16 protein-coding genes and 3 pseudogenes are annotated in these 26,344 nt (G+C 67.6%); 6 read left to right on the plus strand and 13 right to left on the minus strand.

Annotated features, from left to right (window positions below; all coding sequences use genetic code 11):
- Positions 1–4: 4 nt before the first annotated feature.
- Positions 5–1,036, plus strand: coding sequence for an Lrp/AsnC family transcriptional regulator (locus tag ACIRC0_RS33800; protein WP_403624066.1), 1,032 nt, complete (start codon positions 5–7; stop codon positions 1,034–1,036).
- A 135-nt stretch (positions 1,037–1,171) separates the two neighbouring features.
- Here the strand turns inward: ACIRC0_RS33800 and ACIRC0_RS33805 are convergent, their stop codons facing one another.
- A complete protein-coding gene (locus ACIRC0_RS33805; protein ID WP_403624069.1) occupies positions 1,172–1,354 on the minus strand; it encodes a hypothetical protein in 183 nt (60 codons plus the stop codon).
- A 166-nt stretch (positions 1,355–1,520) separates the two neighbouring features.
- Between ACIRC0_RS33805 and ACIRC0_RS33810 the strand changes: the two genes are divergently transcribed.
- Positions 1,521–2,393: a trypsin-like serine protease gene (locus ACIRC0_RS33810; protein ID WP_403624072.1), complete on the plus strand. Its 873-nt coding sequence runs from the start codon at positions 1,521–1,523 to the stop codon at positions 2,391–2,393.
- A 558-nt stretch (positions 2,394–2,951) separates the two neighbouring features.
- On the opposite strand, the pseudogene ACIRC0_RS33815 reads toward ACIRC0_RS33810, so the two are convergent.
- A pseudogene (locus tag ACIRC0_RS33815) lies at positions 2,952–3,514 on the minus strand (RNA polymerase sigma factor); the annotation flags it as partial.
- Positions 3,515–3,730: 216 nt separating this feature from the next.
- Here ACIRC0_RS33815 and ACIRC0_RS33820 point away from each other — a divergent pair.
- From ACIRC0_RS33820 to ACIRC0_RS33830, 3 genes are all read left to right on the plus strand, one after another.
- A complete protein-coding gene (locus ACIRC0_RS33820; protein WP_403624075.1) occupies positions 3,731–4,006 on the plus strand; it encodes an aldehyde dehydrogenase family protein in 276 nt (91 codons plus the stop codon).
- A 576-nt stretch (positions 4,007–4,582) separates the two neighbouring features.
- Positions 4,583–4,819, plus strand: coding sequence for a hypothetical protein (locus ACIRC0_RS33825; protein WP_200419964.1), 237 nt, complete (start codon positions 4,583–4,585; stop codon positions 4,817–4,819).
- Positions 4,820–5,241: 422 nt separating this feature from the next.
- Positions 5,242–6,711 (plus strand): LamG domain-containing protein, encoded by a 1,470-nt coding sequence (locus ACIRC0_RS33830; protein ID WP_403624078.1) that lies wholly within the window; start codon positions 5,242–5,244, stop codon positions 6,709–6,711.
- A 378-nt stretch (positions 6,712–7,089) separates the two neighbouring features.
- On the opposite strand, the gene ACIRC0_RS33835 is transcribed toward ACIRC0_RS33830, so the two are convergent.
- The 9 genes and pseudogenes from ACIRC0_RS33835 to ACIRC0_RS33875 form a co-directional block, all read right to left on the minus strand.
- Positions 7,090–7,695 carry a hypothetical protein gene (locus tag ACIRC0_RS33835; RefSeq protein ID WP_403624081.1) on the minus strand — a complete coding sequence of 202 codons (606 nt, stop codon included), beginning with the start codon at positions 7,693–7,695 and terminating at the stop codon, positions 7,090–7,092.
- Positions 7,695–7,798, minus strand: a pseudogene (locus ACIRC0_RS33840) (transposase); the annotation flags it as partial. The pseudogene ACIRC0_RS33840 and the gene ACIRC0_RS33835, both read right to left, overlap by 1 nt.
- Before the next feature lie 29 nt (positions 7,799–7,827).
- The gene (locus ACIRC0_RS33845) at positions 7,828–8,451 is read right to left on the minus strand and encodes a hypothetical protein (RefSeq protein ID WP_403624084.1); all 624 of its coding nucleotides are present in this window, start codon (positions 8,449–8,451) and stop codon (positions 7,828–7,830) included.
- A gap of 89 nt (positions 8,452–8,540) precedes the next feature.
- Positions 8,541–8,867, minus strand: coding sequence for a hypothetical protein (locus ACIRC0_RS33850; protein ID WP_403624087.1), 327 nt, complete (start codon positions 8,865–8,867; stop codon positions 8,541–8,543).
- Positions 8,868–9,367: 500 nt separating this feature from the next.
- Positions 9,368–9,504 (minus strand): annotated as a pseudogene (locus ACIRC0_RS33855) (IS5/IS1182 family transposase); the annotation flags it as partial.
- Positions 9,505–9,760: 256 nt separating this feature from the next.
- Positions 9,761–10,357 (minus strand): hypothetical protein, encoded by a 597-nt coding sequence (locus ACIRC0_RS33860; RefSeq protein ID WP_403624090.1) that lies wholly within the window; start codon positions 10,355–10,357, stop codon positions 9,761–9,763.
- Between the two features lie 68 nt (positions 10,358–10,425).
- Positions 10,426–10,800 carry a hypothetical protein gene (locus ACIRC0_RS33865; RefSeq protein ID WP_403624093.1) on the minus strand — a complete coding sequence of 125 codons (375 nt, stop codon included), beginning with the start codon at positions 10,798–10,800 and terminating at the stop codon, positions 10,426–10,428.
- Positions 10,801–10,964: 164 nt separating this feature from the next.
- A complete protein-coding gene (locus ACIRC0_RS33870) occupies positions 10,965–11,750 on the minus strand; it encodes a hypothetical protein (protein WP_403624096.1) in 786 nt (261 codons plus the stop codon).
- A gap of 148 nt (positions 11,751–11,898) precedes the next feature.
- Positions 11,899–12,048 carry a hypothetical protein gene (locus tag ACIRC0_RS33875; RefSeq protein WP_403624098.1) on the minus strand — a complete coding sequence of 50 codons (150 nt, stop codon included), beginning with the start codon at positions 12,046–12,048 and terminating at the stop codon, positions 11,899–11,901.
- 95 nt (positions 12,049–12,143) lie between these two features.
- Here ACIRC0_RS33875 and ACIRC0_RS33880 point away from each other — a divergent pair, with 95 nt between their 5' ends.
- Positions 12,144–13,085, plus strand: coding sequence for a tetratricopeptide repeat protein (locus tag ACIRC0_RS33880; protein ID WP_403624101.1), 942 nt, complete (start codon positions 12,144–12,146; stop codon positions 13,083–13,085).
- A 1,179-nt stretch (positions 13,086–14,264) separates the two neighbouring features.
- On the opposite strand, the gene ACIRC0_RS33885 is transcribed toward ACIRC0_RS33880, so the two are convergent.
- Entirely contained in the window at positions 14,265–14,939 is a 675-nt protein-coding gene (locus tag ACIRC0_RS33885; protein WP_403624104.1) for a pentapeptide repeat-containing protein, read from the minus strand.
- The gene (locus ACIRC0_RS33890; protein ID WP_403624107.1) at positions 14,936–25,861 is read right to left on the minus strand and encodes a LamG-like jellyroll fold domain-containing protein; all 10,926 of its coding nucleotides are present in this window, start codon (positions 25,859–25,861) and stop codon (positions 14,936–14,938) included. The genes ACIRC0_RS33885 and ACIRC0_RS33890 overlap by 4 nt, the downstream gene beginning before the upstream one ends.
- Positions 25,862–26,344: the final 483 nt, after the last annotated feature.

Genomic DNA, 26,344 nt, shown 5'->3' on the forward strand with positions numbered 1-26,344 from the left:
TTCAGTGCAGGATTCGTTCATTCTCGACGAGGCTGATCTGTCGCTGATCAATGTGATGCAGATCGCACCGCGGGCCACCTGGACCGAAGTGGGCAAGGTACTGGGCGTCAACGCGGTGACCGCGACCCGGCGCTGGGAGCGTCTGTCCGCCCACGGGGTCGCGTGGGTGACCGCCTACCCGAACCTGTCCTGGTGGACGGAACACAACTGCCTGGCCTTCATCGAGGTGGACTGCGAGCCCAGCGCCCGGCAACAGGTGGTCGACACACTCGCCCACGTGCCTCAGGTCGCCTCGGTCTCCCAACTCGCCGGCGGCCGCGACCTGTTCCTCGTCACCCTCTTCACCGACCTGCAGGCACTGTCCCGCTTCGTACTCGACCACGTCAGCCGGCTGCCCGGCGTGCGCGCTACACGCACTCACACCGCCACCCACTTCTACAGCGAAGGCAACAAGTGGAGGCTCCAGGCCCTCTCCCCCGACCAGCGTGCCCACCTCACCCGCCACGCCCCGCACAGCCCCGCCAGAGACGACGCCTTCCCCGCATCAGGCCGTGACGTGCTGCTCGCGCTGGGTCCCGACGGGCGCCGCACCGTCGCCGACCTGGCCCACCTCACGTCCAACACCGTCTCCACCACCCGGCGGCGCCTGGAACGGCTGATCCGCAGCGGCCTCGCATCGTTCCGCTGCGAAGTCTCCGACGTCATCAGCGGCTGGCCGGTCAGCGCCTACTTCTGGGCGAGAGTCCCGCCCCGTGATCTCGACAAGATCGCTCAATCCCTGCTCACCCTGCCGGAGATCCGGATGTGCGCCGCGATCACCGGCACGGACAACCTGCTTGTCATCGTCTGGTTGCGTTCCCTCGGCGACAGCCAGCGACTGGAGACCAAGATCGCCGAACGCATACCCACGCTCACCCTGGTAGAGCGCGCCATCGTCTTGCGCTTCACGAAACGCATGGGCCGACTGCTCGACGGCCAGGGCCGGAGCACAGGCGCTGTGCCCATCGACCCCTGGGCCCACCATCCCGGCACCTGACCCGCACGACCCACCAAGCCGCAGACGCGGCCTTGGCCCCGGCAGGTCCGAGCAGGTGCCCCGTCGTTTGGGGCAGGGGTGGCGGCAGTGGCGCTGGCTTCGTTCCCCGTTGTAAACGCGGAAGCCACCCTCGGCTCACTGGCCCCGCCCGTGCTCGCGGGTGAGTTCGGCGACCCGCTCCATCTGCTTCAGCGCGGGCCGCTTGCCGACCTGGTGGAAGACGAGCAGGACCGGCGGGTGCGACGCGTTGCTCCCACTGAGGGTCGCGCGCGGACCAGCGGGTGCCGCCCGACTGACCTGCCTGCTGCGCGACGTCAAGCCGTACGACGGCGACCACATCGCGCGCCGGGCTGACCCACAGCCCTCACAGAGGGAAAACCCTGGAAGGGCGGGCGTGCTCTTGCCGCGGCCGCCCCCAGGCGCTTCACTGGCGCTGCTCCACCCCCACAGGAGAACACCCGTCCCCTCGGCAGAAGGGTTTCTCTTGACCGCCCTACGCGCGTCCGCCGTCACCACCGCAGCCTGTGCCGCCGTACTAGCCACCGCCCTGCCGTCCTCGGCCATCAACTCGTACAACGCGACACCCGCACCCGAGCGCACCGAGGTCGGCGCCCTCATCGCGACCTGGGACAACGACGGTGACCCCACGACACCCGACCGGGTCGACTGGGTCTGCTCCGGAACCATGGTCGACGCGGACACGTTCCTGACCGCCGCGCACTGCACCACCGACTGGCCCGACAACGTGAAGTTTTACGTGTCCCTGGACCAGGACGTGCAGGCCGGCCTCGACGCCGCCGCGAAGAAGTACCCCGGCGATCCGGCCGCGCAGGCGGGCGCCGTCGCCGTCCAGGGCACCGCCCACAGCCATCCCGACTACCCCGGGCCCGCGTCCGACCCGCACGACATCTCGGTGATCGAGCTGCCGGCGACCAAGGTCAAGGCCCGCTGGACCTTCACTCCGGCCACGCTGCCCACCGCCGACCAGCTGGGCGCGCTCGGCCCGCAGGCGCTGAACTCCACCGACTGGTTCGTCGCCGGATACGGCACTCAGGAGGCCCAGCGTGGCCCCGGCGGCCAGACCCACCCCGGCGGCGGTGTCCGGATGAAGGCGCCCGTCACTTTCGACGCCCTCAACGACGCGTGGGTCCGCCTGGCGATGACCGAACCCCAGGGCAACGGCGGCGCCTGCTACGGCGACTCCGGCGGCCCCAACTTCGCCGTGATCGGCGGCCGGAACCTGCTCGCGGCCACCACGATCACCGGCGACGGCCCGTGCTACGCGACTAACGTGTCCTACCGCCTGGACACCCCGGGCGCCCGCGCCTTCCTGGCGCCGTTCGTGAAGCTGCCGTAGCGCCCGCCGAGCAGAGGGCGCCACCTCCGCAGCGCTTCACCGCGCTACCGGGCCCGCCGTCGACTGCGGCTCAGACGAGCCGTCGGCGGCGGGCCCGGGCCCGTCCGGCGATCGGACTCGAAGTCTCCGGCATCTGTTGCCGTCGGATCCACCGCGCGGCGGTCGGTGGCGGGATCATCGGCTGGTCAACGATGCAGTGGCGTGGAAGTACCGGGGTAATAACGCCTGGCGGGATCTGCCGGGCGCCGGCAGCGTGGCAACCCCAGAGCCTCCGCCAACTCGGCCCGCCCCGCGCCTTCGGCCCCGTCGGCCAGGTGGGCCAGCAGCGGCCACACCGCCGCCGCCGAGAACGCGGTGCCGGTCTCCAAGACACTTGCCCACCGCGCGGTCAGCCGGTTCACCGCACGGACCGTCGGCCTCGCGACCACCGTTCCACCCCCATCGTCAGCGCGCCTACGATGCGCCCAGCCGTACGTCAGTTCAGCGTCGCCGCCGCCCGACCCATCGTCCCGCACAGGGAGCGGCAGCGTCATCGGCACTGTCACTCCGACTGCCGGCCCTGGCCTCGATGCGGGCTCGAAGGCGGCGCAGGCAGCGCTGGCGCATGGGCCCGATACTGCCGACGGGGATACCCAGTGCGGCGGAAACCTCCGCGTAGCTGGGCGGCGGTGAGGCCATCAGCACGCACAGCAACTGCCTGCAGCGCTCTCCGAGTTCTTCGAACTCCTGCCATATGAGCCGACTTCGTTCGGCCTGGGCTGCCGCTTCCTCGGAATCGAGGAAGGACGGCTCGGCCGTACCGTCCTCCCTTCCCGAGTCCGGGGGGCGGATCGTCCGCCTGGGACGGCCCCCTTGAGTTCTTGTAGTACCTTCAGGCACTCGTGCCGCGCGGTGCTCGCCAGCCACACCCCCGCCTTCTCCGGTTCCGGGATCCTTCCCAGGTGCTGGGCGAAGCGGAACCACACGGTCTGGTAGACCTCGTGCCCGTCGACGTCGAGGAGCCGGTGCGCGCGCACCACGGACCACACGAGCGGGCTCAGCCCTTCCACCAGCGCCTTCCACGCCGCCGCGTCGCCGTCTACGGCGGACTGAACCAGCGCGCCGACATCTGCTCGGTCCACGGCCCACCCCTCGTTTACGGCACGTCATCCTACGCCCCGGAAGTATCCGTTCCGTCCTTTACGCCGGAAGCAGAGGAACTGTCGCCGCCTCATGTTCTCGGAAAGTCAGGCCTGCGCACACCAGGGTCTTCGATGAATCACAACGGCTGACACAATGAGGGGGACCGGTCCCGTGGGACGTCCTGTCTGACGAAACGCCAGACCTTGTTGAGATCGATGCGCACGCGCGAGGAGATCTTCGGCCCCGTCCTCTGCGTCCTCCCCTACGACGAGGAGGACGAGGCCGTCGCCCGCGCCAACGACACGGAGTACGGCCTCGCCGCCGCCGTCTGGACCCGGGACGTGGCCACCGCCCACCGCGTCGCCGACGGCGTCCGCGCCGGAACCGTCTTCATCAACATGCCCAACCCCGTGGACGCCTCGGCCCCCTCGGGCGGCTACGGATCCAGCGGCTGGGGCCGCGAAATGGGCGGCGGCGCACTCGACCTGTAGACCGAGGTGAAGAGCGTCTGGACGTCGCTGGCCTATGGTTCGTCTTCAAACGGATCTTGCCCAGAGCAGGAATGAGGCGAGAGAGACCGCTGCTTCGTAGGAGGTGGCGGTCTTGTCATATCGGGTAGCGATGCCGCGGAAGCTCTTGAGCCGGTTGAAGCAGCGTTCGACAGTGTTGCGCCAGCGGTAGATCTTCCGGTCGAACCGCGGCGGGCGACAGGCGTCACGGCCCCGGTTACGGCGGTGGCGTTGCTGGTCCCGCTTCTTCGGAATGGTGTGGCTCGGCCGCCGCCTACCTCGGCCCCTGGCTCACCCACCGCCTCCGCGGCCGCTCTTCCGGCGGCGGAAACACCGCCAAATACCGAATCTGGCCCCGCCGCATACCGAACCGGACGAGACCAGGCCCGGCTGTCGCCTACCGCCGCGCCCGGCCGAGTGATTCCTGTGTGCGCCTGGGGCACAGGCCGAACGCGCCGCCCAAGGACCGCGGTATCTGTTCACTACCGTCAAGGGACGCTGATGGTCGCAGGTACCGGCAGCGGTCCCGTCCGGGAAACCGTGAGGAGTTGAGTGTCCATGGCCGTGTGTGACGTCTGCGGCAACGACTACGAGATGTCTTTCGAAGTGCACGCCAAGGGAGGAGCAGTCCACACCTTCGACAGCCTCGAGTGCGCCGCCCAGCGGATGGCGCCGATCTGCGAAAACTGCCAATGCCGCATCCTCGGACACGGCCTCCAGGCCGACGGGCAGTTCTTCTGCTGCGCGCACTGCGCCCGACAGCAGGGCAAAGCAGAACTCGTGGACCATGCCTGACCCGCACAACCGAACTGACGCCCCTTGCCCATCTCCTGCACGCGGTCAGCGACACCGCGTCCTGCCCCCCGCAGCGGCGCCTGTTCGTGCCTGGGGAATGGGCTCAGGACACCGAACGCCGTCGTGTCACCCTCGTATGTGGCCGGTGCCGGGTACGGCACCAGCACACCCCTCCGGCTCGCGCCGGAGGAACGGGACCTGGCCCATGTGCCGGCGCTGGCGGGCAGGGAAGTAGCCCACCCGGAAGCAGCCCAGCCGCACCGGCCGGCCTATGGCGAGCTGGGGCCGCCGACGCTGCCGCACTGTCGCACCCATCCGCGGGGTCCCTTGTAGGACAGCCCTTAGACTCCTCCCGATCATTCAAAAGGCGGGCCGGTCATAGCGGTCGGCCTGTTCGGGGAGGGGACGCAGTGGCCGGAGTAGTGAGCAGACGCGGATTGCTGGGCGGGGCCGCGCTCGTGGGAGTCGGGGCGCTGGCGGGCGTGGCACAGAGCGCCGGTACGGCTGCGGCCGAGGCGCCACTGGACACACCGTTCACGCCGGTGTCGGTGCCGCATCTACTGCAGGCCGAGCAGATGGTTCAGTACCAGCGCCTCCTGGCGGCCGGTCACCTGCCGGACGGTCTGGTCGGTCACTGGCCGCTGGACGGCACGGCAGCCGACCGGTCGGGCTACGAACATTCCGTCACCCTCGGTTCGGGTGCGACGTGGACGACGCTGCGGGCCGGCGGCGAGCTGAGCCTGGACGGCACGTCGGGTGCCTACGCGGCCACGGGCTCGGTCCTGGACACGACGGCACCGTTCACGGTCTCGGCGTGGGTGCGTCTGTCGGACGCGGCCAGTCTTTCCACCATGTACACCGCGGTGAGCCAGGACGGCTCGATGGCGAGCCGTTTCCTCCTCCAGTACGACGACACAGCCGGCACGTGGGCATTCAAAGTGCGCAGCGCGGACCAGAGCACGAAGGTCTCCGCCCTGGCGGCCAACCCCGCCACGCTGGGCCGCTGGACGCACTTGGCCGGTGTCTGGGACGGCGCGCAGATCCACCTCTACGTCAACGGCACGCTGGAGGGCAGCGCGGACTCGACCCTGTCCTGGGCTGCGACGGAAGGCTTCAACATCGGGCGCGGCAAGTGGAACAGCGCCCCGGTGAACCGCTTCAACGGCGCCGTCGACGACGTTCGCGCCTACCGCCGCGCATTGACCGCCGACGAGGTCGCCGTCATCAGCGGCCGGACGGCCCGCGCCAACAACGTTTACCTGGTCGGCTCGCCGTCGTCCGTGACATGGGGCACTCCCGACGACGCGACGACGTGGATCGCCCACGCCCGTTGCTCGTCCTTCCTCACGCGGGTGCTGAAGCACACGTACGGCTGGGCGACGGACGACTACTTCACGAAGTATTTCCAGGACACCATCCCGGAGGCCGCGGACTACCGCAAAGCCTTCGCCGACGGTACGGCCGGCCCCCACTTCCGGCGCATCCGCAAGGTGACCGACCTGCGGCCGGGCGACCTGATCGCGATCGACTACAACGGCCAGGTCGCGGACAACACCGGGCACATCGTGATGGTCCGCGAGGTGAAGGGCACCTTCACCGGCACCGCCGACTTCACCGGCGAGACTCAGTACGCCGTCGAGATCATCGACTGCACGTCCGACCCGCACGGCGTGTACGGCCTGTCCAACTACCCGGCGTACCCAGACAGCCGCATGGTCAGCAATGTCACCGGCGAGAACCTCCAGGGCGTGGGCATCGGTCACATGATGTTCTACGCCTCCGACGCCACTGGGGAGTTCTCGCGCTATCGGTGGAGCGTCAACACCAGCAAGACCACGGCGGAGAACCTGACGGTCGCCGACCGGCCGATCGCCGCAGCACGGGTGGTGTGACCTTCGGCGGCTCGCTGCCCCATGACCCGCGACGACGACCCGGTGATGCCGGGGCGAGGTGTGGCTGTGAAAGCGGAGCAGGAGCCCGGCGCGCCGCGCTGGGCTTCGGCCTACCCGCCTCGGCACCCAGGAGGCCTACCGAGCCATGCGGGGGCTGGTGCTGGTGAGTCGGCAAGACGACGGGCTGAGGAAGCTGACGGTCAGGGAAGGACCGTCGTCGAACGCAAGGCGTGGTGGTCGGAACCCCAGGCGTTGGTGGAGACCGCGCAGGACGTGTGACCGGTCCCGAAGACATAGTCGATCTTCGAGTTGTTGAGCGTGTTCTGGCCGTCCCGTGGGCTGTTCGCATCCTGCAGCTGCGCGCACTCGCGGTATGCGTCATACGTTGGGTTGAGGACCTCGTAGCCGTCCCAGCCACGGGCTGGCGGGTTGACGTTCAGATCGCCGCCGAACCCCGCGGTAGCCGCTGGCCTTCGCCCTGGCTTCGTCGCTCATCAGCTCGTCTCGCTGATACCCGTGGTACGTCCAATCGGGGTCGTCGTACCCCGTGCCGCCAGTGCTGAAGTGCGCGCCGCAGTACATCACGGCCTTGGAGGTGATGGCCGCGCACAGGGCGGCCCGCTTCTCGATGCCGGAACCGGCAATGCCCGGCGACTTGAGGATGTGCGCCCGGTACCAGGTGTTCTCGTCCGGCACCGCTACGGAGACACCGTAAGCGCCCCGGTCGGTATTTCCCGTGGTGTCGGCACATTCCTTCTGCGCAAACACAGAGCCGGAACCGCCGGTGTCCACGTCATAGTAGATGGGCGCGAATCTGACGTCCCAGCCGGTGCCGGTACGGCTCTCCAGCGCCGTCTCGATGGGCTGGGCGAACTTCTCGCAGGATTCCTCGAGGAAGAGCGCGTCGGGGTGTACGTGGAGCTGACGTCGTTGAACTGACCCAGAATCTGGGTGGCCATCCGCATTCGTCAACGAGTCCCGCATCAGGCAACGCTCACCCTGTCGACAACTTCACTCAGGCGTTCGTCGGCGGCGTGTTTGTTCCGCCCGATGATGTAGCGGCGGGCGTCATGCTGCCCTGTTCCTCTGTTCCGATACCGCCCCGGGCGCCGCCACTCAACTCCGGTCGTTCACCGCCCGCTCGACGGCCGCGGCCACGCCGGCGCGCAGCCCGTCGCCGACGCCGACCGTGCTCACGTTCCCGCCGTCGTGACCGCCGCCGACCAGTACGAAGCCGACCTTCCCGTAGTGCGGTGCGGTGTCGGCCGCCGCCGTCACCTCGGGCAGGCCGACGGCCAGCACGACGTCGCAGGAGCGCTGCAGCATCCCGTTGAGGAACGGACGGGCGTTGCCGACGCTCTGCTCCCCGGTCACCTGCGTGTAGCTGACCCGGGCATGGGTTTTGAGGGAGGCGTCCTGCATCCCCTGCCAGACGGCAGCAGCTGTGTGACCGACGATGCCGTCCTTGTCAGTGAGCAGGCAGGCGTCGGTCTCGGTGTAGTGCCGGGCCCGGGTGTCGGGGATCGGCGGCCGGTCATCGTGCGAGAAGAGCAGGAAGCCGGTCACCAGCAGCGCGCCGACGACGGCCACCGCGCCCGCCGCGAGCGCGATGGTGCGCCCGCGCACTGAGCGCAGCCACGTGACGGCGGCCCGCCCCACCACCGCGAGCCGGGCGCCCGTGGCGGGCTGCTTGTCCTGCGCCGGGCGCGCCTGTGACACCTGCCGGACCTGCTTGGTCATGTCCTACCTGCTCTCTTGCCGTGCGCCGGCGTCGGACGCCGGTTCTTGCTGTGCCCCGGGCTCAGCGGTCGTTCTTGCCTTGCTACGGCTCAGCGGTCGTCGGACTGCCGAGCCCAAGCGGTCCAGGCGTGCACCGAGGCCCCCACCGTGGACAGCAGGATCAGCAGCAGATCAGCTGCGAACAGCAGTCCGTGGGTGTCCTCGGGGGTCAGTGCCAGCTCGGTTACCCAGGCCACGAGCACGGCACTGAAGACCGCGAAAGCCCACCAGTCGGCGCGTCCGCGTCGCCGTAGCGCGATCACCAGGGACGGCACGGGGCACAGGAGGCCGAGGCTGATGACGGGCAGCGCGGTGAGCGCGGCCCGTACGACGTTCAGCCGCAGCGCGGCCGACCTCAAGATGGTAGCGGTCCTCATCCGTTGTCCCCTCCCCTCCGGTTCCCTCCGGCTTCACGGCTGCGGTGTCTCGCCGGTCAGCCAGTGATGGCGACGGGGGGCGTCCCATGCGATGCGGAGCGCGTGGGTTCGCCTGCCGAGACCCCAGGGACCATCAGGGATCGCCGGGGATCGCCAGGAATCACTCGCGATCTCTCGCGATCACCATGCGCGCGAAGCGCATCGCAAACTAACTGATGATGCTCCTGCGAACGGGAAACGGATCACCTCGATCAGCACATGATTCTCTCAAGCGACAGCAAAGACCTTTGTGTCGCCGACGACAGCTCCTCGCCCGCGGCACCGCTGGGCGCCGTCGCCCTGCTGTGCCTGCTGACGGCGACGTGGATTCCGCTGTTCGCGATGTTCGACGCCCGGCGCCCGACGCAGGGTGGCCCAGCCGCGTTCGGGGCACCGACCGCGCAGGCCGTCGCGTCGTCGCCGCCGCGAGCCGTTGCGCGACTCGGCTGCGACCCGGCCATTTTTAACACCCTGGCATGGGAGGAGTCGACCACACAGCGCGACCGTCGAGCTTCGCCGCCGCGTTCAGCTCGGCGAGCAACGCCTCGTGCAGCCGCTGCCGGACCCCGGCCTCGTTCCAGTCCCGCAGCCGACGCCAGTAGCACCAGGCGGTCTCACAGCTCATTCGACTCGATCCACGGCGGTTGTGTCAGCCGTCGTTGACGCGTGCCTCGCCGGCATTCAGCGGAATGCTGACAGAGGTACTCCGATGGGGAAGGGGCGACCAGGCCGACTCGCTGGCCGGTCGCCACGACGGCTCGCACGATGGCAGAAGGCACAAGTAGGTGAGGGCGATACCGCTACCCGCGGATCGCCCCCACCTAGAACTCGGCCCGGACACGTACAGAGTGAGGTCAGTCACTCATTCCGGCATCCTCTTCGGAGTAGCTCAGCCCGATGACGCGCGCATACAGGTCGGCGAATTCCTCGCTGCGCCGCAAAGCCGCACGCTGGTTCAAAGGCACCTCACTGTCTGCCTCTCGGGCATCGGCCTCCAGACCTTCGAAGTCGACCGTCGCCAGCTCATGGCCCTCGGGCAGTTCCTCCTGCACCATTTCGCCGCACGCCTCTGCCAATTCGTCAGCCCGTTTGAAGGCGTGGGCAAGCGCATCTGTCTCCTCGGGCGCGAGAAGGAAGTCAAGCACTTCGGTGGCGAACACCAAGTGATCCGTGATTTCCGCTTCGAAGGGCGGTCCGTCCGGATCACATGCCTCCAGGGCCTCGCTGACCTCGTCTCGAAGGCCTGCAAGGTCAGGAGCCTCTCCCCGAAGCACTGCCCGAGCGGCCGACGTGGCGTCTGCCAGCGCTTCCCGGGCCTGTCCGTACCACTGCTGGAACTTTGGGTCGGTGTGCCAGCCGCAGTACCTGACCAACAGCAGTGCGGCCACGGCCTGCTTGCCTTCCTCGTCCAGCCGTGCCACGCGGGCCACTTGGTCTGGTGCTTCACTCATGGCCTGAACATCTCTCTCCTGGACACCGTTACGAGTCGGACCGACATCGGACGCAGGGCGACATACCCTCACTGCTCGACCCAGGTGTGCTTCGACCACATGACATCCCGATCCGCAGCCTCAAGAAGGACTTGAGTCCCCATCTCCCGGGGCAGAATGCACCCCTTCGGCCAGCGGATCTCTTCCCCGGCGGTCATGATCTCCATTTCTGCGTGATCATCGGTGAGTTGCAGATTGTAGAATGTCCGGTCACGGAGCGCCGTCACGGTGGAGAAATACGGTTCCACGGTCACGATGACACAGTCGCCCTCTCCATCGTCCAGAGTCAGCCCCAAGGAGGCATCCGATGGTATCGACCGGTACACGTCCGAGAGCTCTGCCAAATGGACCTCGAACTGACGGTACGAGGGGTCCCAAACTTCTACGGTCACCGTATTGGACATTCTGCCATCTTCCAGGAACGTTGAGGCACTAGAGCAAGGACTGTCCTCCCGGGCATTTTCACCGCAGTATCGCGCCCCCTCTGCCGTGACACAAACAACCCGCCCCTCGCGAACGAGGGGCAGGTAGATGCGCCGAGCGAGTGGTCACCGCTCCATCTATCGGATCACCTCGGCCGCCAGGTGGCGACTTCCTCGGCCGACAGACGCAGTTCCCGTGCGCCACAGGTGACGTGCCAGAGCCCGTCCCACCGCACGTGCCACTGCTGGTTCCGGTGATTCCACAGCTCAAGGTAGGCACCTCTGACGCCTTCCAGCAGCCGTAGCTCGTGCGCCAGGTAATCCGGGGAAATGAACACCGGCTGTTCCCCGATGGTCCCCGCACCTGTCCTCGGATTGTCGAAACGGACCAGGACGTACGGACTGGGACTGCGGTTCATGTCCGACGCCTTGAGCATACGGCCGTACCGCTCGGCGGCCTGATCGACCGACTCGGCACCCGAGACCTCGGCGGAGCATCCAGGGAAGACTCCGAACACCACATCGTGAAGGTCAAGCTCCTCGTAGAACAGCCGGTGCGCCTCCGGCCCGACCCGGCCGACCACGTCGAACTCGCGTCCCGGCCATGAAAAACCAGCCAGTGTGATCAACGGCTCAGGCCGCCCGATGACCTCGCCCTCCCGCTCTCGTACGAATTCCAGGACGGCACGACACAATTCCGCGTCGTACGAATCCTTGGTGTTCAACCGGAACGCATACCGACGGTCGGAGCTGAGTGCTGCCAACAGCACGAATTCAGGGGCCGGGGACCGCTCCCAGGCGTCCCAGACGCCAAGGAGCGGCCTGGCATTGGGCAGCGCGGACAGCTTCGCAGCGATGTCCATGGCCAAACCTTCCTTGGCGACTGCAGTCCAGGTCAGTGTCCTGGCGATACCGCAGAAGTCGTCGCCCACCGCCCACATTCGACGGTGATGGTCGCCGGACCGGCCACGCCCGGCCTGGGCGACGGCGCCTACACCCTCACCCTGACGGACTCCGCCTGGGAAGAGCAGCTGCGAAGCGTCTGGGCCGACTCCTCCCCAACCGACTCGGAGGCAAGGGTCACTGGGACAGTCCACGTCTCGCTTCGGGCGCCGCCTCGCAGAAAGGCGTCACACTCATCGCCGCCTTCATCAGCCCGAACGTCGTCAGCGTGATGCCGCCGGAGGGCAACGGCTGAGCGGAGATAAGGCCTCTGAACGGTTCGGTCACAGGATCGCCTTACCTGGGATCACGGACAGGCTTTGGGTTATCTTCGGATGGTGTCGAATCGTGCGCTAGCAGCTGGAGTAGGTCTCGCGCGGGTGATGGCTCACTGCGGGGGCAGTCCAGCAGCGGCCGTGGGCTATCTGGCGAGTGCCATCGCGGCCACGCCCGAGACCCCGGAGCCCTATGCGGTTCTTGCCGAGTTGTGGAAGAGCAAGCCGTCGGAGCTGGCCGAGGTCGTCCAAGACGCCACTTCTTTGCGGGCGGTACTGGCACGGTCGTACATCGGGTTCCTCGAGGGCAACATGGACGACGCGGTGCTGGACATCGGATCGGTGACGGGCGCGCGACCCGATATTGCATGGGCCAGAGCGCCCTGGTTCAGCGATGAACGGTTTCTCGGTGTGGTGAGTGCCGAGGCGCTGGCTGATGCCGCAATGCGGACGACGGACTATGGCCATGATCTGGACACCGATGACATGCGGGAACGGTTCCGGCCCTGGTTCCATGCCATCGATGTGGTCTCTGCCCGCCAGCCAGTTCCAGAAGCGTTGGCCAAGATGGCGATCCTGCTGCGCATATGCGGTCTCACCGATGCGTCGTTCGCCCTCTGCGACCAGGCGGACGCCATCGAGCGGATCATGCTGACGGAAGTTGTGCGAGCGGGGACGTGGCGCAAGCTGGGTGATGTTGAACAGACTGTGGCGGCGTTCGAGCGCGCTCTTGCCCTGGACCCGTACAACTGGTCGCTCTATCTCGACCTGGCCGACATTCGCGCAGAGCAGGGCGACTTCACTGCCGCGGTCCGACTGATCGATCAGGGAATCAAGCACGAGCCGACAGAGCTCACCCTTCGCGCGGCCGGAGCCGCCTACCGGGCACGACTGACCGGCTCGCCTGCCGACCTGAGTGAACTCATCAAACTGGCGCCGAACCTGCCGAACGACTCGTACCGGGACCTGTTGATTGATCACGCCTGTGCTGGCCCCGCGCTGCCTGCCGAGCTCGTGGCTGCGGCCCGCGGAATCCTCGCTCACGAGTAATAGTCCTCCGGCCAGGCTCTCCCGGAGTTCGTTGTCCCACTGCTCCACCGTCTTCGCCGAACGTCACGCCGGCACCGGACTGATCGCAGACGGCTGACCGACATCATGCTTTCAAGTTTAGGTAGCGGCCGAACCACCGAAGCGAACGCTGCCCTTGCGCACACGTCTCACGCACATAGCAGCAGCGCACGGACAGCCGTCCGTCAGGAGAACGACATCACCATCGCTCGATCAAGTCCACGAGCAAAACGCTGCCGAGTTACGGCGGCTCCGGTGGGACAGCATGTGGCGCTTACCAGCTGATGAAGCGAGCGACCGCCCTGCAGAAGCAGTGGGGTACGCAGTAAGTCACTCGCCGACGAAGAAGGTAATGGGATCGAGACGATATGGGTGGCCAGCAATAAAAAATACATTCCTACGGGGTGGAAGAAGAATGGTTCGCTGAATCCTGGCGAGATTTTCAAGCGGGGGTGAAGGGCATGCGGAGCAGACCATCATCGACAATCTCTTCAATTCGGAAACAGGGGCCCAGGAGGGGGAGATCAACGGTCCGTCGGCGTCCGTAAATGTGCGCTGGGGTGCGTCCCGGTTGCCGTCACCGTTGCCGTCAACAGACGTGCCTGTGGTGCGGGTTGCCGACCGGCCTACCGGCACACGACCGACCGGAGCGGGTGGGCCCCTCCTCGGTCGGGCACCTTCGCCGGACCAGGGTTCTCCAGGGGCCGCCAAGGCTCACACCGTGACGCTTGCGCTCGGCCTTGGCGGCCCCTGGAGGTTCCTGGTACGCCCCCGGGGCCCGGCCGAGGAGGGACCCACCCGTGGCAGCCACTCATTCCCGCGCTACGACGCACCCGCGCATGACCGGACCCCCTCCCCCCTCCAAGAGAGGGCCCGGGTGCGGGGCAGAGCCCCACTGATGTTCTCGGGTTGGCGTGCGTTGCTGGCCGCGGCGCCCGTGCGGGCTGCGGGCCGGAGCGGGACGGAGGCAGGCGCCACGCCGCGCGGATGCGCGGCGCCTTGAACAACACCGCCAAGAGCAGCAGCGTCAACGCACCGCCGCCGGAGCCCGGTGACGGGAAAACGGCCTGATCTTCCATAAAATCCATTATGGGAAGAGTCAGCAGCCCCTCGCACCCAGATTGCCGGGAAACCAGGGGCTGCTGTAATCGGCGCGGGAAACTAACCGGCAAGACTCCGCTCGCGAAGCCACTGAAGTTCGGCGAGTTGCTTCTCAAACGTCTTCGAGCCCTGGGAAGCGACAGCGACCATGGAGTCGAAAGGTGTGAGATCGAAATCCCTGAAGTACGCCTTTGCGAGGTCCGGCGCGTCCGGGAGCGAAAGCACGGTGTCCCGATCCGCGCGGCGCAGGAGGAAATGCCTGTTCTCATCCCTGCGCACCAGTTCTCCCGGCACCGCACGAATCGTGGCGTCAGCGAACACGGCATCCCGGATGTCCAGGGCCCAGTCGACGTCACGGTAGAAGTCGGCCATCCCATCCGAGAAGGCTGCAAACATCTCTGCCCCGAGCGACCGGACAGGACCGGCGAAGATGAACTGGCCGATCTTCCCGCGCAGTGTGACGTTGCGGAATACGCACCCGGAGATGGAGCTTTTACTCAGCTTCGCCCCGTCCACCGTGACGTTCTCCAGCCTTACGCCCGCCATTGTGCACGCGCTGAAAGAGCAGTTCTGTAGGATCGAGTCCCGCACCACCAGGCCGAATGACGGGTCGTCATGCTGCGCCAGCACAGAACTGGTGAACTTGACGCGCCTCAGATCGAGATCGCTGAAGACCCGCCCACTGCCGTACTGGCGCAGACGCTCAAATGAGGACCCTTCAATGGCGTCGGTCATTCGCCGACTCCACCAAAGATCTCTGCAATGTCCGCACCCTTGAGCGTCGGATACGTCATGAGCTGATCCGGGTGCTCATAGTAGTCCCGCCCCATGTGCTCGGCGATGGATGTCTTACTGGCTCCAGTCACGTCCACATTATACGAGTCGCCGATCCGGAAGTCCGGAAGCTTCTTGCCGGGTTCGGACGTGCCGAGGTGGGTGATGTTGCTGTCGGCAAGCACCTCCGGGTCCTGGGCCACAGCCTTCTCCAGGGCCGAGCCCGCCCACATACGCTGAATGTAGAACTTCACATCAGTTCGTCCGGTCTGGTTCGCACCCAAGTTGTCGCGGACGGCGTCCATGTTCGCCCGCGCCCTGCCCACGGCCGCCTTCAGGGTGTCATAGCTCTTCTGGTGCGCCTCACTCAGGCTGGCGCGAGACCCTGCAGCCGGCTCCTCCTCGGTTCCACAGTTGTGCACGAGGACCGGGGTGCTGCCTGCCTCCACATAGTACGTGTGGAGGGTGCCGATCGTGAGGTCATAGGTCGTGGTGTTCGCGTGGTACAGGCGGACACCGGTGACCTCGGCCGTGCCGGTCGGCGTCTGGAGGACGTCGCCTGACTTCAGGTCCTTGGCCTCGACGAAGGCCGACTGGGTCTCGTCGTAGAAGGGGTGGTGGAAGGTGGTCGTCAGGTGCGCGTCGCGCGAACCCGACCCGGCCTCGCTGACCGCCGCCACCGGCGCCGTAGCCGACTGGTGCGCATCACCGTGGCCGTGGCCGGCCGACAGGGCACCCAGGATCGCAGCCGATGCCGCCAGGCCGAACGCCGCCTTGCGGGCCGCCTTCTTGGCCACGGACTTGGCCGCCGCCTTGGCACCGGCCTTCGCGGACCGCTTGATCGTCACGTCCACGAAGTCGTGGTCGGTGTGCGTCACGATCACATCGGTGACCTTGTGCGCTTCCGTGCCCGCAGCACCCGGAACCGAGTTGGCGATGGTGTCGCCGACCTTGATCTGGTCGATCGCCTTGGTCGTGCCGTCGGCCATCAGTACCCGGGTCGTCCCGGTGAAGCTGTGCGGACCGCCGATCCGGCAGCTCGGACCTGCATCGTCGGAATGCGACTGAGCCGAAGTCCCGGCCTCCTCCGCTTCCGCAGCGGATGCCGCTCCGTCCGTGGCGTCCGCTGCCGCGGATTCCCCTGCGTCGGTCACACCCTTGCCGAACAGCCCGCCCACGACCTTCATCGCCTTCGGGGCCGCCTTGGCCAGCAGGGAACCGCCGATCTTGCCGAGGATGCCGCCGGCCGCGCCGGCCACGGCGCCCGTGACCGCCGAGCCCGCGAACGCCCCGACGCTGCAGTCGCCGCCGCCGTTCTCCGCGCACTTGAAGCCCTGCTCGACCAGCGAGCCCGCCGCACCCGCGGCGGCCGCGCAGCCGATGGAGCCGACGCCGCCGGTGATCGCCTCACAACCGGCGAAGACCGCAGTGGAGACCACGAAGGAGGTGATCGCCGCGGCGTGGTGCTTGACGAACTTCGCCGCCGACTTCACGGCCTTGACGGTGGCGTGGTAGGCCGTCCTGGCCGCGTGGGCGACCGCGTGCGCGGCCTTCTTCACGGCGTGGACGATCTTCTTCGCCGCCTTCTTCACCGCGTGCACCACACGGTGCACCGCATGCGAGATCTTGTGGTACGCGGAGTGAACCGCATGGACCACGCGGTGATAGATGCGTCTGACGTGCCTGGCCGCGTAGTGGTACACGCGCCGGACCACTCGCACGGTGGCGCGGTACACGTCCCGCACCCGGTGCGCGATCTTGTGCGCCGCGTGCTTGACCGCGTGGACCACCTTGCGGGCCACGTGCTTGATCGCGTGGTAGGCCTTGTGGACCGCGTGCTTGACGGCGTGCGCCACATGGTGGGCGACCTTCTTGGCCCCGCACACCACGTCGTACCAGGAGCAGTGACCCGAGTCGTCCGTACCCGCCAGCGGGTTGTCGTCGACGTAGGCGAACGGGTTCGCCGCCACCGAGTTCGGCACCGGGTCCAGCGAGACGCTGTCCTTGTTCAGGAACTGGCCCGTACCCGGGTCGTACCAGCGTGACGCCGTACCCACGTCACCCGTGCCGGGCTCCGTCCAGCCGGACTGGAAGCCCAGGTGGCCCGTGATCGTGTTGGTCGGCGAGACCACCTTGCCGAGCGGGTCGTACGACACCGAGCCGGCCAGCGAGGTGGCACCCGAGGTGAAGGTGCCGACCACGTCGTTGTGCTGGTCCGTCAGGGCCAGGACACCGCTGCCGCCCACCGGCTTGATGCCGACGATGCCGCCCGCCGGGTCGTAGCTGTAGGTGTCGTCACCGTCCGAGGCGATCGTGTTGTCCGCGCCGGAGTAGGCGAAGGTCCGGGTGGAGCCGGTGCCCGTGTCACGGTCTGAGACGTTCCGGCCGAGCGCGTCCAGCGTGTACGACTGCTCACCGGCGACGACCTGGCCGCCGAAGGCGTCCGTCTTGTACGCCACCGTGCCGGAGGCCGACGACTCCTGCGTCATCGTGCCGCGCGCCGAGTAGTCGTAGCTGTGCACGCCGTCCGAGGTCAGCTCGTCCCGCGCGTCGTACGTGTAGACGTTCGAGCCGTTGCGGATGCGGTTGCCCGAGGCGTCGTACGCGTACTGCGTGGTCGTCGTGCCGTTGTTCCACGACGTCAGGCGGTTGGCCCAGTCGTAGGTGTAGGTGTTCGACGACGCACCCGACACGCCCGTTGTCGTCTTCGACGTCAGGTTGCCGTTGTTGTCGTAGCCGTAGCTGAAGCTCGCCAGGGTCGTTGCGCCCTGCACGAGGGTGTCGCTGGTCAGCTCGTGCGCGCTGTTGTAGCCGAAGGTGCGGGTCTGCCCCGTCGATCCGTACTTGATCGTCTTCAGCTGGTTCAGGTTGTCGTAGCCGTACGTCAGTTGCGTGCCCGTCGTGGCGTCGTTCAGGGACGACAGGCGGCCGGCCGTGTCATAGCCGTACGTCGTCGTGCCCGCCGCGTCCGTGCGGGACGTCATCTGGGCGTCGTTGTTGTAGGCGAAGCTGGACGAGCCGCCCGAGCCCGACGCCGTCAGCACATCGCTGCGGTCGTCGTAGGTGAACGCGTCGTGGGTGGCCGCCTGGTGGTCCACCGCTCCGGCGATGCCCGCCTCGTCGGTGTCCGCGGACAGCACCCGGCCGTCGGCGTCGTAGGTGAAGTGCCGTGTCGCGGAGGCCGCGTCGGCGCCCTGGCCGGACATCGACTTCAGCTGGCCCAGCGAGTCGTACGTCATCGACGTCGTCACGCCACCCGGCAGCGTCACGTTGGTGAGCTGGCCGTCCGCGTCGTAGGCGAAGGTCGTCGTCGAGTCGGCCGCCGAGGTGTACTTGGCGGTGGTCGGCTCGATCACCTTCTCCCGCTGGCCCCACGGCGTGTACGTGTACCGCCAGGAGTTGCCACGGCCGTCGGTGAAGCGCGTGCGGTTGCCCGCGGCGTCGTAGCCGAACGTCGTGGTGATCGACGTGGAGGCGTCGACCGGCTGGGTCTCCTGCGTGACGGTACCGGCCGCGTCGTAGGTGAAGTGGCTGGTGTGGCCGTTGGCGTCGGTGGAGGCGGTCAGGTTGCCGACACCGTCGTACTGCTGGTCGGTCTCCCAGAGCTTCGTGCCACTGGCGTCGTACTGCTTCGTCACCACCGGGTCGGCGGAGGCGTCGAAGTCCGTCTCGGTGTACGTGCCGTCGGCGAGGATCGTCTTCTGACGGTTGCCCATGAAGTCGTACGTGAAGCGGGTGGTGTTGCCCGCACCGTCCGTGACCGAGGTGATGTCACCGGCCCGGTTGTAGCCGTACGACGTGGTCACACCACCCGGTGATGTCGTCGAGGCCAGGTGCGCGCCGTAGGGGTTGCCGGACGTGACCGCGTAGGAGTTCGTGGACGTCAGCGTCTTCGTGGACGGGTAGCGCTCCAGCGTCGTCTGGGTGAGCTGCCGGCCCAGGAAGTCGTATGTGGCCTGGGTCTGCGCGCCGGTCGGATCCGTCGCGGACAGCCGGTCGCCGTCCGCGTCGTACGTCGCGTGCGTCTTCGTCCCGTCCGGTGCGGTCGTCTGGGCGAGGTTGCCCATCTGGTCGTACAGGTAGGACGTGGTCTTGCCGCCGGGCGTGGTGACGGAGGTCTGGTTGCCCTCGCTGTCGTACGTGTACACGGTGGTACCCGCGTTGGCCGTCGAGCCGCCCGCCGGGGTGTACGGCGGCAGGGTCTCGGAGACCTTGTTGCCCTCGGCGTCGTACGCCGTGGTGGTGACCAGGCCGTTGGGGTCCTGCTCCTCGACGGCCTCACCGAAGGTGTTGAAGCCGCTGGTGGTGACCGGGCGCACGGTGGAGGCCGTGGTGCCGTCCGGCTCCGCTTGGACGGCGGGCGCGGTGGTGACCGCGAGGTTGCCCGCCTCGTCGTAGGAGTAGTTGGTGGTGTGCTGCTCGGCGTCCGTCATGGACGTCGGCAGGCCCCTCTTGTCGTAGGTGTACTTGGTGGTCTGCGCGTCGGAGGAGCCGACCGTGCCGCCGGTGCGGCCCTTGCCGTACAGCGAGGACACCTCGGAGGACGACAGCGCCCGCTGGTAGACCTGCACGTTCGAGACGGAACCGGGCAGCGGGTCGCTGGCGGCGCCGGCGTACTTGTCCTGGCCGATCGTGAGCGGGCCGGTGGCCGCCCAGGGCGTGGTGTTGGTGCCGCCCGAGCCGGACAGGGCGCCGTTGACGTACAGCTTCATCGCGCCGGTGGTGGAGTCGTAGACACCCACCAGGTGCGTCCAGGTGTTGCTGGTCGCCGCGCCGGAGGAGTACGCCGCCGGGAACGTCGGGCTGGTCGCGTCCTTGCTCGTGTCGACGAGGCTCCACAGCGGCGCGTTGGTGTGCGCGTAGTTGTACTGCAGCATGAACGCGCTGTTCGTGGTACCGGTCTGCGCGACCACCGCCGCGTTGTGCGTCGGCAGCGAGCTCATCTTCACCCACGCCGAGACCGTGTACGACGTGGTGGTGTCCAGGACCGGACCGTTGGTGGCGATCCCCTTGGAGGTCGTGCCGTCGAAGGTCGCGGCGCTGTCGCTCCACGTGACACCCGTGGCCTGGCCGGTGTTGCCCGTGCCGGAGGCGTCCGTGACGGACGTGCCGGACGACTGGTCGAGCTTCCACCAGCCCGCCGGGTGACCCGACGCGTCCCCGTACAGCGTCTCGCTGAGCAGGTTGCCCATGTCGTCGTAGGTATTGGTGGTGGTCCGGTCGTAGCCCGAGGCGTCGTGGTCGTTCTCGGTGGCGACCTGGTCGTCCGGCGTGTACGACACGGTGGTCACCCGGTCGACACCGGTCGGGTCATCCTCGGTGGAGGTGGTCCGGGAGGCGGCGTCGACCGTGTACTTGGTGACGTCCTCGCCGTTGTCCGTGGTCTGCGAGAGCAGGTTGCCGGCCGCGTCGTAGGTGTCCGACTCGAGCACGTAGGTGCTCTGGCCGTCGGCGCTGGTCCGCTTCACCGTCGAGGTCAGACCGTCGTCGGTGTAGGTGTACGACGTGGTGTTGCCCATCGCGTCGGTGATGGACGCCAGGCGCCCGGCCGGGTCGTAGGCCCGGGAGGACTCCACGAGCAGGGTCGGCGTCTGCGGGTTGACCGGGTCGCCCTTGTACATGAGGCCCTGGGTGAGCAGGTTGCCCTCGGCGTCGTACGTGTACTGGGTCTCGTTGCCGGCGCTGGTGACCTCCTTGGTCCTGTTGCCGGACGAGTCGTAGGTGTACGTCGTCGTGTTGCCGTAGGACGTGCCCGAGGCCACATTGGCGTCCGACTCGGTCGCCACGTGGTCGTACTGGTCGTAGGTCCACGTCTGGGTGCGGGAGCGGTCGCCGCCGCTGGCGTCGGCCACGGTCTGCGAGGTGGTGTTGCCGTCCTCGTCGTAGACGGTGCTGGTCACGGCGGCGTGCGTGGCGCCGGTGACGCGGTCGGTGAGCTGCGGGTCGTCCTCTTCGGTCACCTGGCCGGCCGCGTCGTACTTGTACGTCGTGGTCAGGCCGTTCGGGTAGGTGTCGGAGACGACCTTCTGGGTGGTGACCTGGCCCAGACCGTCGTAGGTGTACTGGGTGACCAGGCCGATGGCGTCGGTGGTGGAGGCCACGTCGCCGTTCTTGAAGTACGAGACCTGGTTGACCGCGCCACCGGGGCTGATGGTCTTCACCGGCAGGCCCGCGGGCACCACGCCGCCGTCGGCGGACGGGTAGGCGCTGGTGCCGTCGCTGTAGACGGTCGTCGTGGTACGGCCGTTCGGGAAGCCGGGGACGGCTGGACCGGTGATCGCGGTCTGGTTGCCGGCCGAGTCGTACGTGTACGACGTCAGGTAGGTGTTGTCGGTCGCGGACGAGGAGCGGCCGTCACGCTCGGTCAGCAGCTGGTCGTTGCGCGGGTCGGCGGTGGTCAGCTGGGCCGTGGTGTCGTCCGGGTAGTACGTGTAGTACTCGGTGTTGCACTTGTTCGCAGCCTGGTCCTGGCAGGACGTCGAGGAGACGATGTTGCCGCGCACGTCGTGACCCGTGACGGTCATCGAGCCGTTGGGGTCGGTCACGGTGTGCTCGAAGCCGGCCGTGTCGTAGCCGAAGCTGGTCCTGTTGCCCAGGGCGTCGGTCTCGGTCAGCGCACGGTTGCCGTGCGTGACGTCGTAGGTGTAGGTGAGCGTCGCGTTGGTCGGCGTGGTCACCGTCACCGTCTTCACCGGCAGCAGGCCGGAGGAGTTCTGCGCCGCTTCGAACTGGGCGTCCACGTCGTCGGAGGACAGCTGCGAGCGGTAAAACGCCGCCTCGGCGATGGAGCCCTTGAAGTAGGTGGCGTAGCCGGTGTTGTTGGTCGAGCTGTTGTGGGCCTCGTCCGGCCAGTTGCCACCGAGGAAGCCCGCGCCGACGTAGGTGTAGTTCTGGCCGCTCATGGCGGCGGTGCCGGTCTGGGTGCCGACGAGGTTGCCGTCCAGATACAGGGACTGGCTGGTGGCGGACGTGGAGAGGGCCACGTGGTGCCACTTGTTGTCGGTCACCGCGGACGCGGACCCGATCGGCTTGGGAGAGCCGCCGGAGAAGTAGAACTCGCCGTACAGCTTGCCGCTGCTGCCCACGTAGAGGATGGGCGTGTACGACGTGGGTGTGGTGCCGTTGGTCAGGGGGTCCTTCGACGAGGCGAACAGCACGCCGTTGGCTGTCGAGGTCTTGAACCACATGTCGACCGACTCGGCACCCGAACCCGGCACGGTGCCGCTGGGCAGCGCCACGTCGGAGCTGGTGCCGTTGAACGACGCCGTGGTGTGGTCGCTGAACACACCGCTCGCGCCGAGCGTCACCGCGTTGTACGTGCCCTGGCCACCGCGCACTTCGTCGAGTGCCGTCGAGGCGCCCGCCGACTCACCGAAGCGGTAGTACTGGTTGGGGGCACCGCCCAGCACCGCCCCCCGGTAGGTGTTGCTGGAACCGGCGATGGTCGGCGGGTTGAGCTTCCAGACACCGCCGTTCTCGTCGGTCAGCTGGGTGACACGGGCGGCGTTGGTGTCATAGGTGATGCCGGCGAACGCCTTGCCCGACGGACGGGTGACGGACGTCAGCAGCGGCGAGGCCTTGGTGGCCGCGGTGTGGATCCGGGCGACCTGGTCGGCGGTCAGCGCGTTCGGGTAGAACGCGGCGTCCGCGATGGTGCCGTTGAAGTAGGTCGGGTAGCCGGTGTCGTCCGTGGTCGAGTAGTGCGGCTCGTCCGGCCAGGTGCCGCCGAGGAAGCCGGCGCCGATGTACGTGTGGTTCTGCAGCGCGCTGTGGTAGCCGTTGCTGTAGGAGATCATGCCGGACAGCGAGCCGACCTTGGCACCGTCGAGGTACAGGGTCTGGCTGGAGCCGGCGCCCGAGAGGACCACCTCGTGCCAGGCGCCGTCGTTGACGGCGGCGGTGCTGACGATCGGCTGGACGGCGTTGCTGTTCCAGAATTCCGCGTTCAGCTTGCCGTCGCTGCCGACGTAGATGCCCGGGGTGTACTGGCCCTGGGTCATGCTGCTGCTGATCGGGAGCGTGGAGTAGGAGAACAGCACACCGGGAGCCGTCGTGGTCTTGAACCACATCGACAGGGTCAGCTGGGTGGAGCTGGAGGCCAGGCTCGGCGGCAGCTCGAGGTAGGAGGAGGAGCCGTTGAACTGGGCCGCCGTCGCCGTGGACCCGGCCAGCGGGCCGGTCTGGCCCAGGGTGACGTTGTTGTACGTCGCGTTGTCCGTGCCCTCGCTGTCACCCACCGAGCTGGCCGCGACGGTGCCGCTGGACTCGTTGAGCTGCCAGAGCGAGGACGCGCCGGCGTTCTCCACCTCGGTGCGGAACTGCGAGCCGTTGGTGTAGCCGTACGCCGTGCACTTGGTGGTGGACAGCGGCGAGCAGACCTGCGTCAGCTTGTCGCCGGTGTAGCCGTACGTCCACGTCTGGGCGCTGTTGACGTTGTTCGGGTCGACCGGGTCGGTGACCACGGTGGCCACGTGTGCGGACGTCGCGCCGCTGGGCGTGGACCAGGTGAGGTTCAGGGAGCGGCCGGAGACCGCGGACTTCATCTTGGTGACGTGACCGGATGTCCAGGTGAAGTCGACCGAACGGTTGTTGGCGTCCTTCACGGATGTGATGCCGTAGACACCCGTGCCCACGGACTGGGTGAAGGTGTAGACGGTGTCGTCCTTGTCGGTCAGCGTGTAGCCGGTCGGCGAGGTCACCGACCGCAGCATCGCGAACCGGCCCGAGGGCGCGGAGAACGTACCGTCCGAGTTCTTGCCGAACCCGACCTCGGAGCCGTCCGGGTAGGTCATCACGACGCCGGTCAGGGTGCCGCTCGCGTTCTTCTGCTCGGTGACCTTGGCGTCGAAGATGCTGGACCAGCCGGCACCGAAGGCACCCGAGGTGCGGAAGTCACGGGAGTTGTAGTCGCGCTCGACGTCGAGGCTGGGGCCGACGGTCGAGATGGAGGCGTCCGTGTCGGACGTCGTGTAGTTGCCGATCGTCGCGTCGTAGCCGTGGTCGCTGCTGTTCTGCGACAGCTCCGAGGTGATGAACGGCTGCGGCACCTCGGTGGTCAGCGCCGACGTCGGGGACACGGTCGAGTACTTCGTGCCGTCGTAGGCCTGGGCGGTCCAGCTGTACGTCGTGTTCCAGGTCAGCTTGCCCGCCGGAACGGTCCAGTTGGGGGTCGTCACCCAGCCGGAGTCCACGACCAGCGTGCCCGCGGAGTTGTAGACCTTGAAGTCGTACTTCTGCGCGACAGGGTTCTGCTGGAAGTCCGCGAACGCCTGCAGCTCGGGCGTGACCGTGGAGACCGAGGAGTTGTTCGCCGGGAAGGTCGCCTCGACCATCGGCGCGATGTCACCGGTGTAGTCGTACACGATGTACGGCTCGTCGCCCGGGTCGGCCATCGAGGCGAACTGCTTCCAGTGCAGGCTGTCCGTGGTCGTGGCGTAGATCGCCAGACCGTAGTCCGCGCTGGTGCCGCTGGCCCACTTCTGGATGGACGCCGTGTCCAGCGGCACCGTCACCCAGTCACCGCCGGTCGCACTGCTGGTGGTGTTCGCGCACGCGTGGGGCACCGAGGGCGTCAGGCTGCCGATCGACGCGCCGTGCGCGGGGCCGGGGTACGTCATGGCGTCCGTGGGGTCCCACGCCGACGACACCTGCGCGACGTTGAACGACTCCGGGGTACACGTCGACGCCCAGATGTCGTACAGGTGCAGGTTCGCCGAGACCATGGTCACGCCGGAGCCGTCGAAGCTGGTCCGCCAGTCCTGCACGAACGAGACCGCGGAGTGCGTACCGGAGTCGTAGGAGCCGACCTTCATGGTCTGCTCCTGCGAACGGTCCACCGGCGAGTAGCCCGACTCCGCGTAGGTGGTGTGGACGTAGTCCCACACCGAGGTGTCCGGGTCCACCGTCACCGGGAACTTACGGGCCTTGGCGTGCAGCCAGGCGCTGTCGAGGGTCATCCGGAGCGCCGGCTTGCCGTGCTCGGTGATCAGCTCGTAGGTCACCGCGTGCGTGGTGGCGCGCTCGCCGGAGACCTTGTTGATCTTCGAGTCGAACGCGTACGCCGCCGGGATCGACGCCACGCCCTTGCCCTGGGCGTCGCGCAGGTCAACCCCGCCGGACTTGTTGAGTTCGGCCGTCAGGCCCTTCAGTTGGAGGGGGAAGATCCAGGAGTTGGCGGTCTTCGCCGAGTGCAGCACCAGTTCCTGGCGCATGCCGACGGACGTCGAGGTCAGCTGCAGGTCGGTGTCGGGGAGGACCCTCGGGTAGGAGACCGTCGAGCCCTTGGCGGTGCCGGCGACCGATGCGGCGCCGTCGAGCCCGAACGCGATGCTGTTGCCGTCCTTGCCGAACGACGCGAGCTTCTGGTCAGAGGCCTTCGGAGCGAAGGCGACGGCCATGGCGTTGGACTTCTCGTCGAAGCGGCCGTCGGTGCCGCGGGCGACGTCCGTGTCGATCTGCTGCCAGTCGCCCTTGGAGTCCTTGTAGTTCAGCGGGAACGGCGAAACCTTTCGGCTGAACGAGCCGTCGGCGTTGCGGTAGTAAGTCGAGTGTGCCGTCGATTTGGCAGCCACCCGCTTGCTCGTCCGGGCGTCGAAGCCGTGGAACGAGGCGCTCTTGCCCGCCTTCACCGTGGACCGGTGCGCCTGGTAGGCGGCCAACTCGCCGCGACCCTTGCCCGGCTTGTGGCCCGCGCCACGGTGCGCCTCGGTCGCGGCGGCCGACACATGGTGGCGCCGGCCGGCCGCGGTGCCGGACTGCTGGTGCGGCAGCTTGCCCCAGTTCGGGTCGGTGAACCACGACGCCAGCGAGGACAGGCTGAGGCTCGGCAGCTGGATCCGGCCCAGTTCCATGCCTTCGGCAAGGGCCTGATCCGTAGTCAGCATCAGCGCCAGCGTGGTCAGCACCAGCACGGCTATGGAGCGCCGCGCCCTACGAGCACGACGTGCGGGCCGCGCGGCGCGCTGGGGGCGTAGACGGCGGCTGAGCGGCCACTGAGGCACGGCTAGGACTCCAGTTATTCAAGAGCGACAGAAAAACGCTCTGATCTTGCCTTCTGTGAAGAACTCGTGGACCGTTCCAAGAGCTGATCTTGTGCAGGGCTTGACTGATCCTTGCCGAACCTGACCGATTTGCTGTTCGGCGTCCCTTCACAACTTGTAAATCGCTTTGCCCGACCGTCACACATCCTGGATCTCTTCTTCATTCGTCGGTGATCGATGGGAAGTGTGCGGTTCCGTCCCCCGCGGCCCCGTGTGCTCACAGCGGGTGCCGCATCCAGACGTTCGGCTTGACGTGCACGGCGTACCCGCGTTCCGGGGCGCGCTGGTCCCGGTCCAGCGCGCCCCGGCACCTCGACCTCCTCCGCG

Origin of the sequence: Streptomyces sp. NPDC093984 (assembly GCF_044764595.1) — a bacterium.
GTDB classification, from domain to species: Bacteria; Actinomycetota; Actinomycetes; order Streptomycetales; family Streptomycetaceae; genus Streptomyces; species Streptomyces cynarae.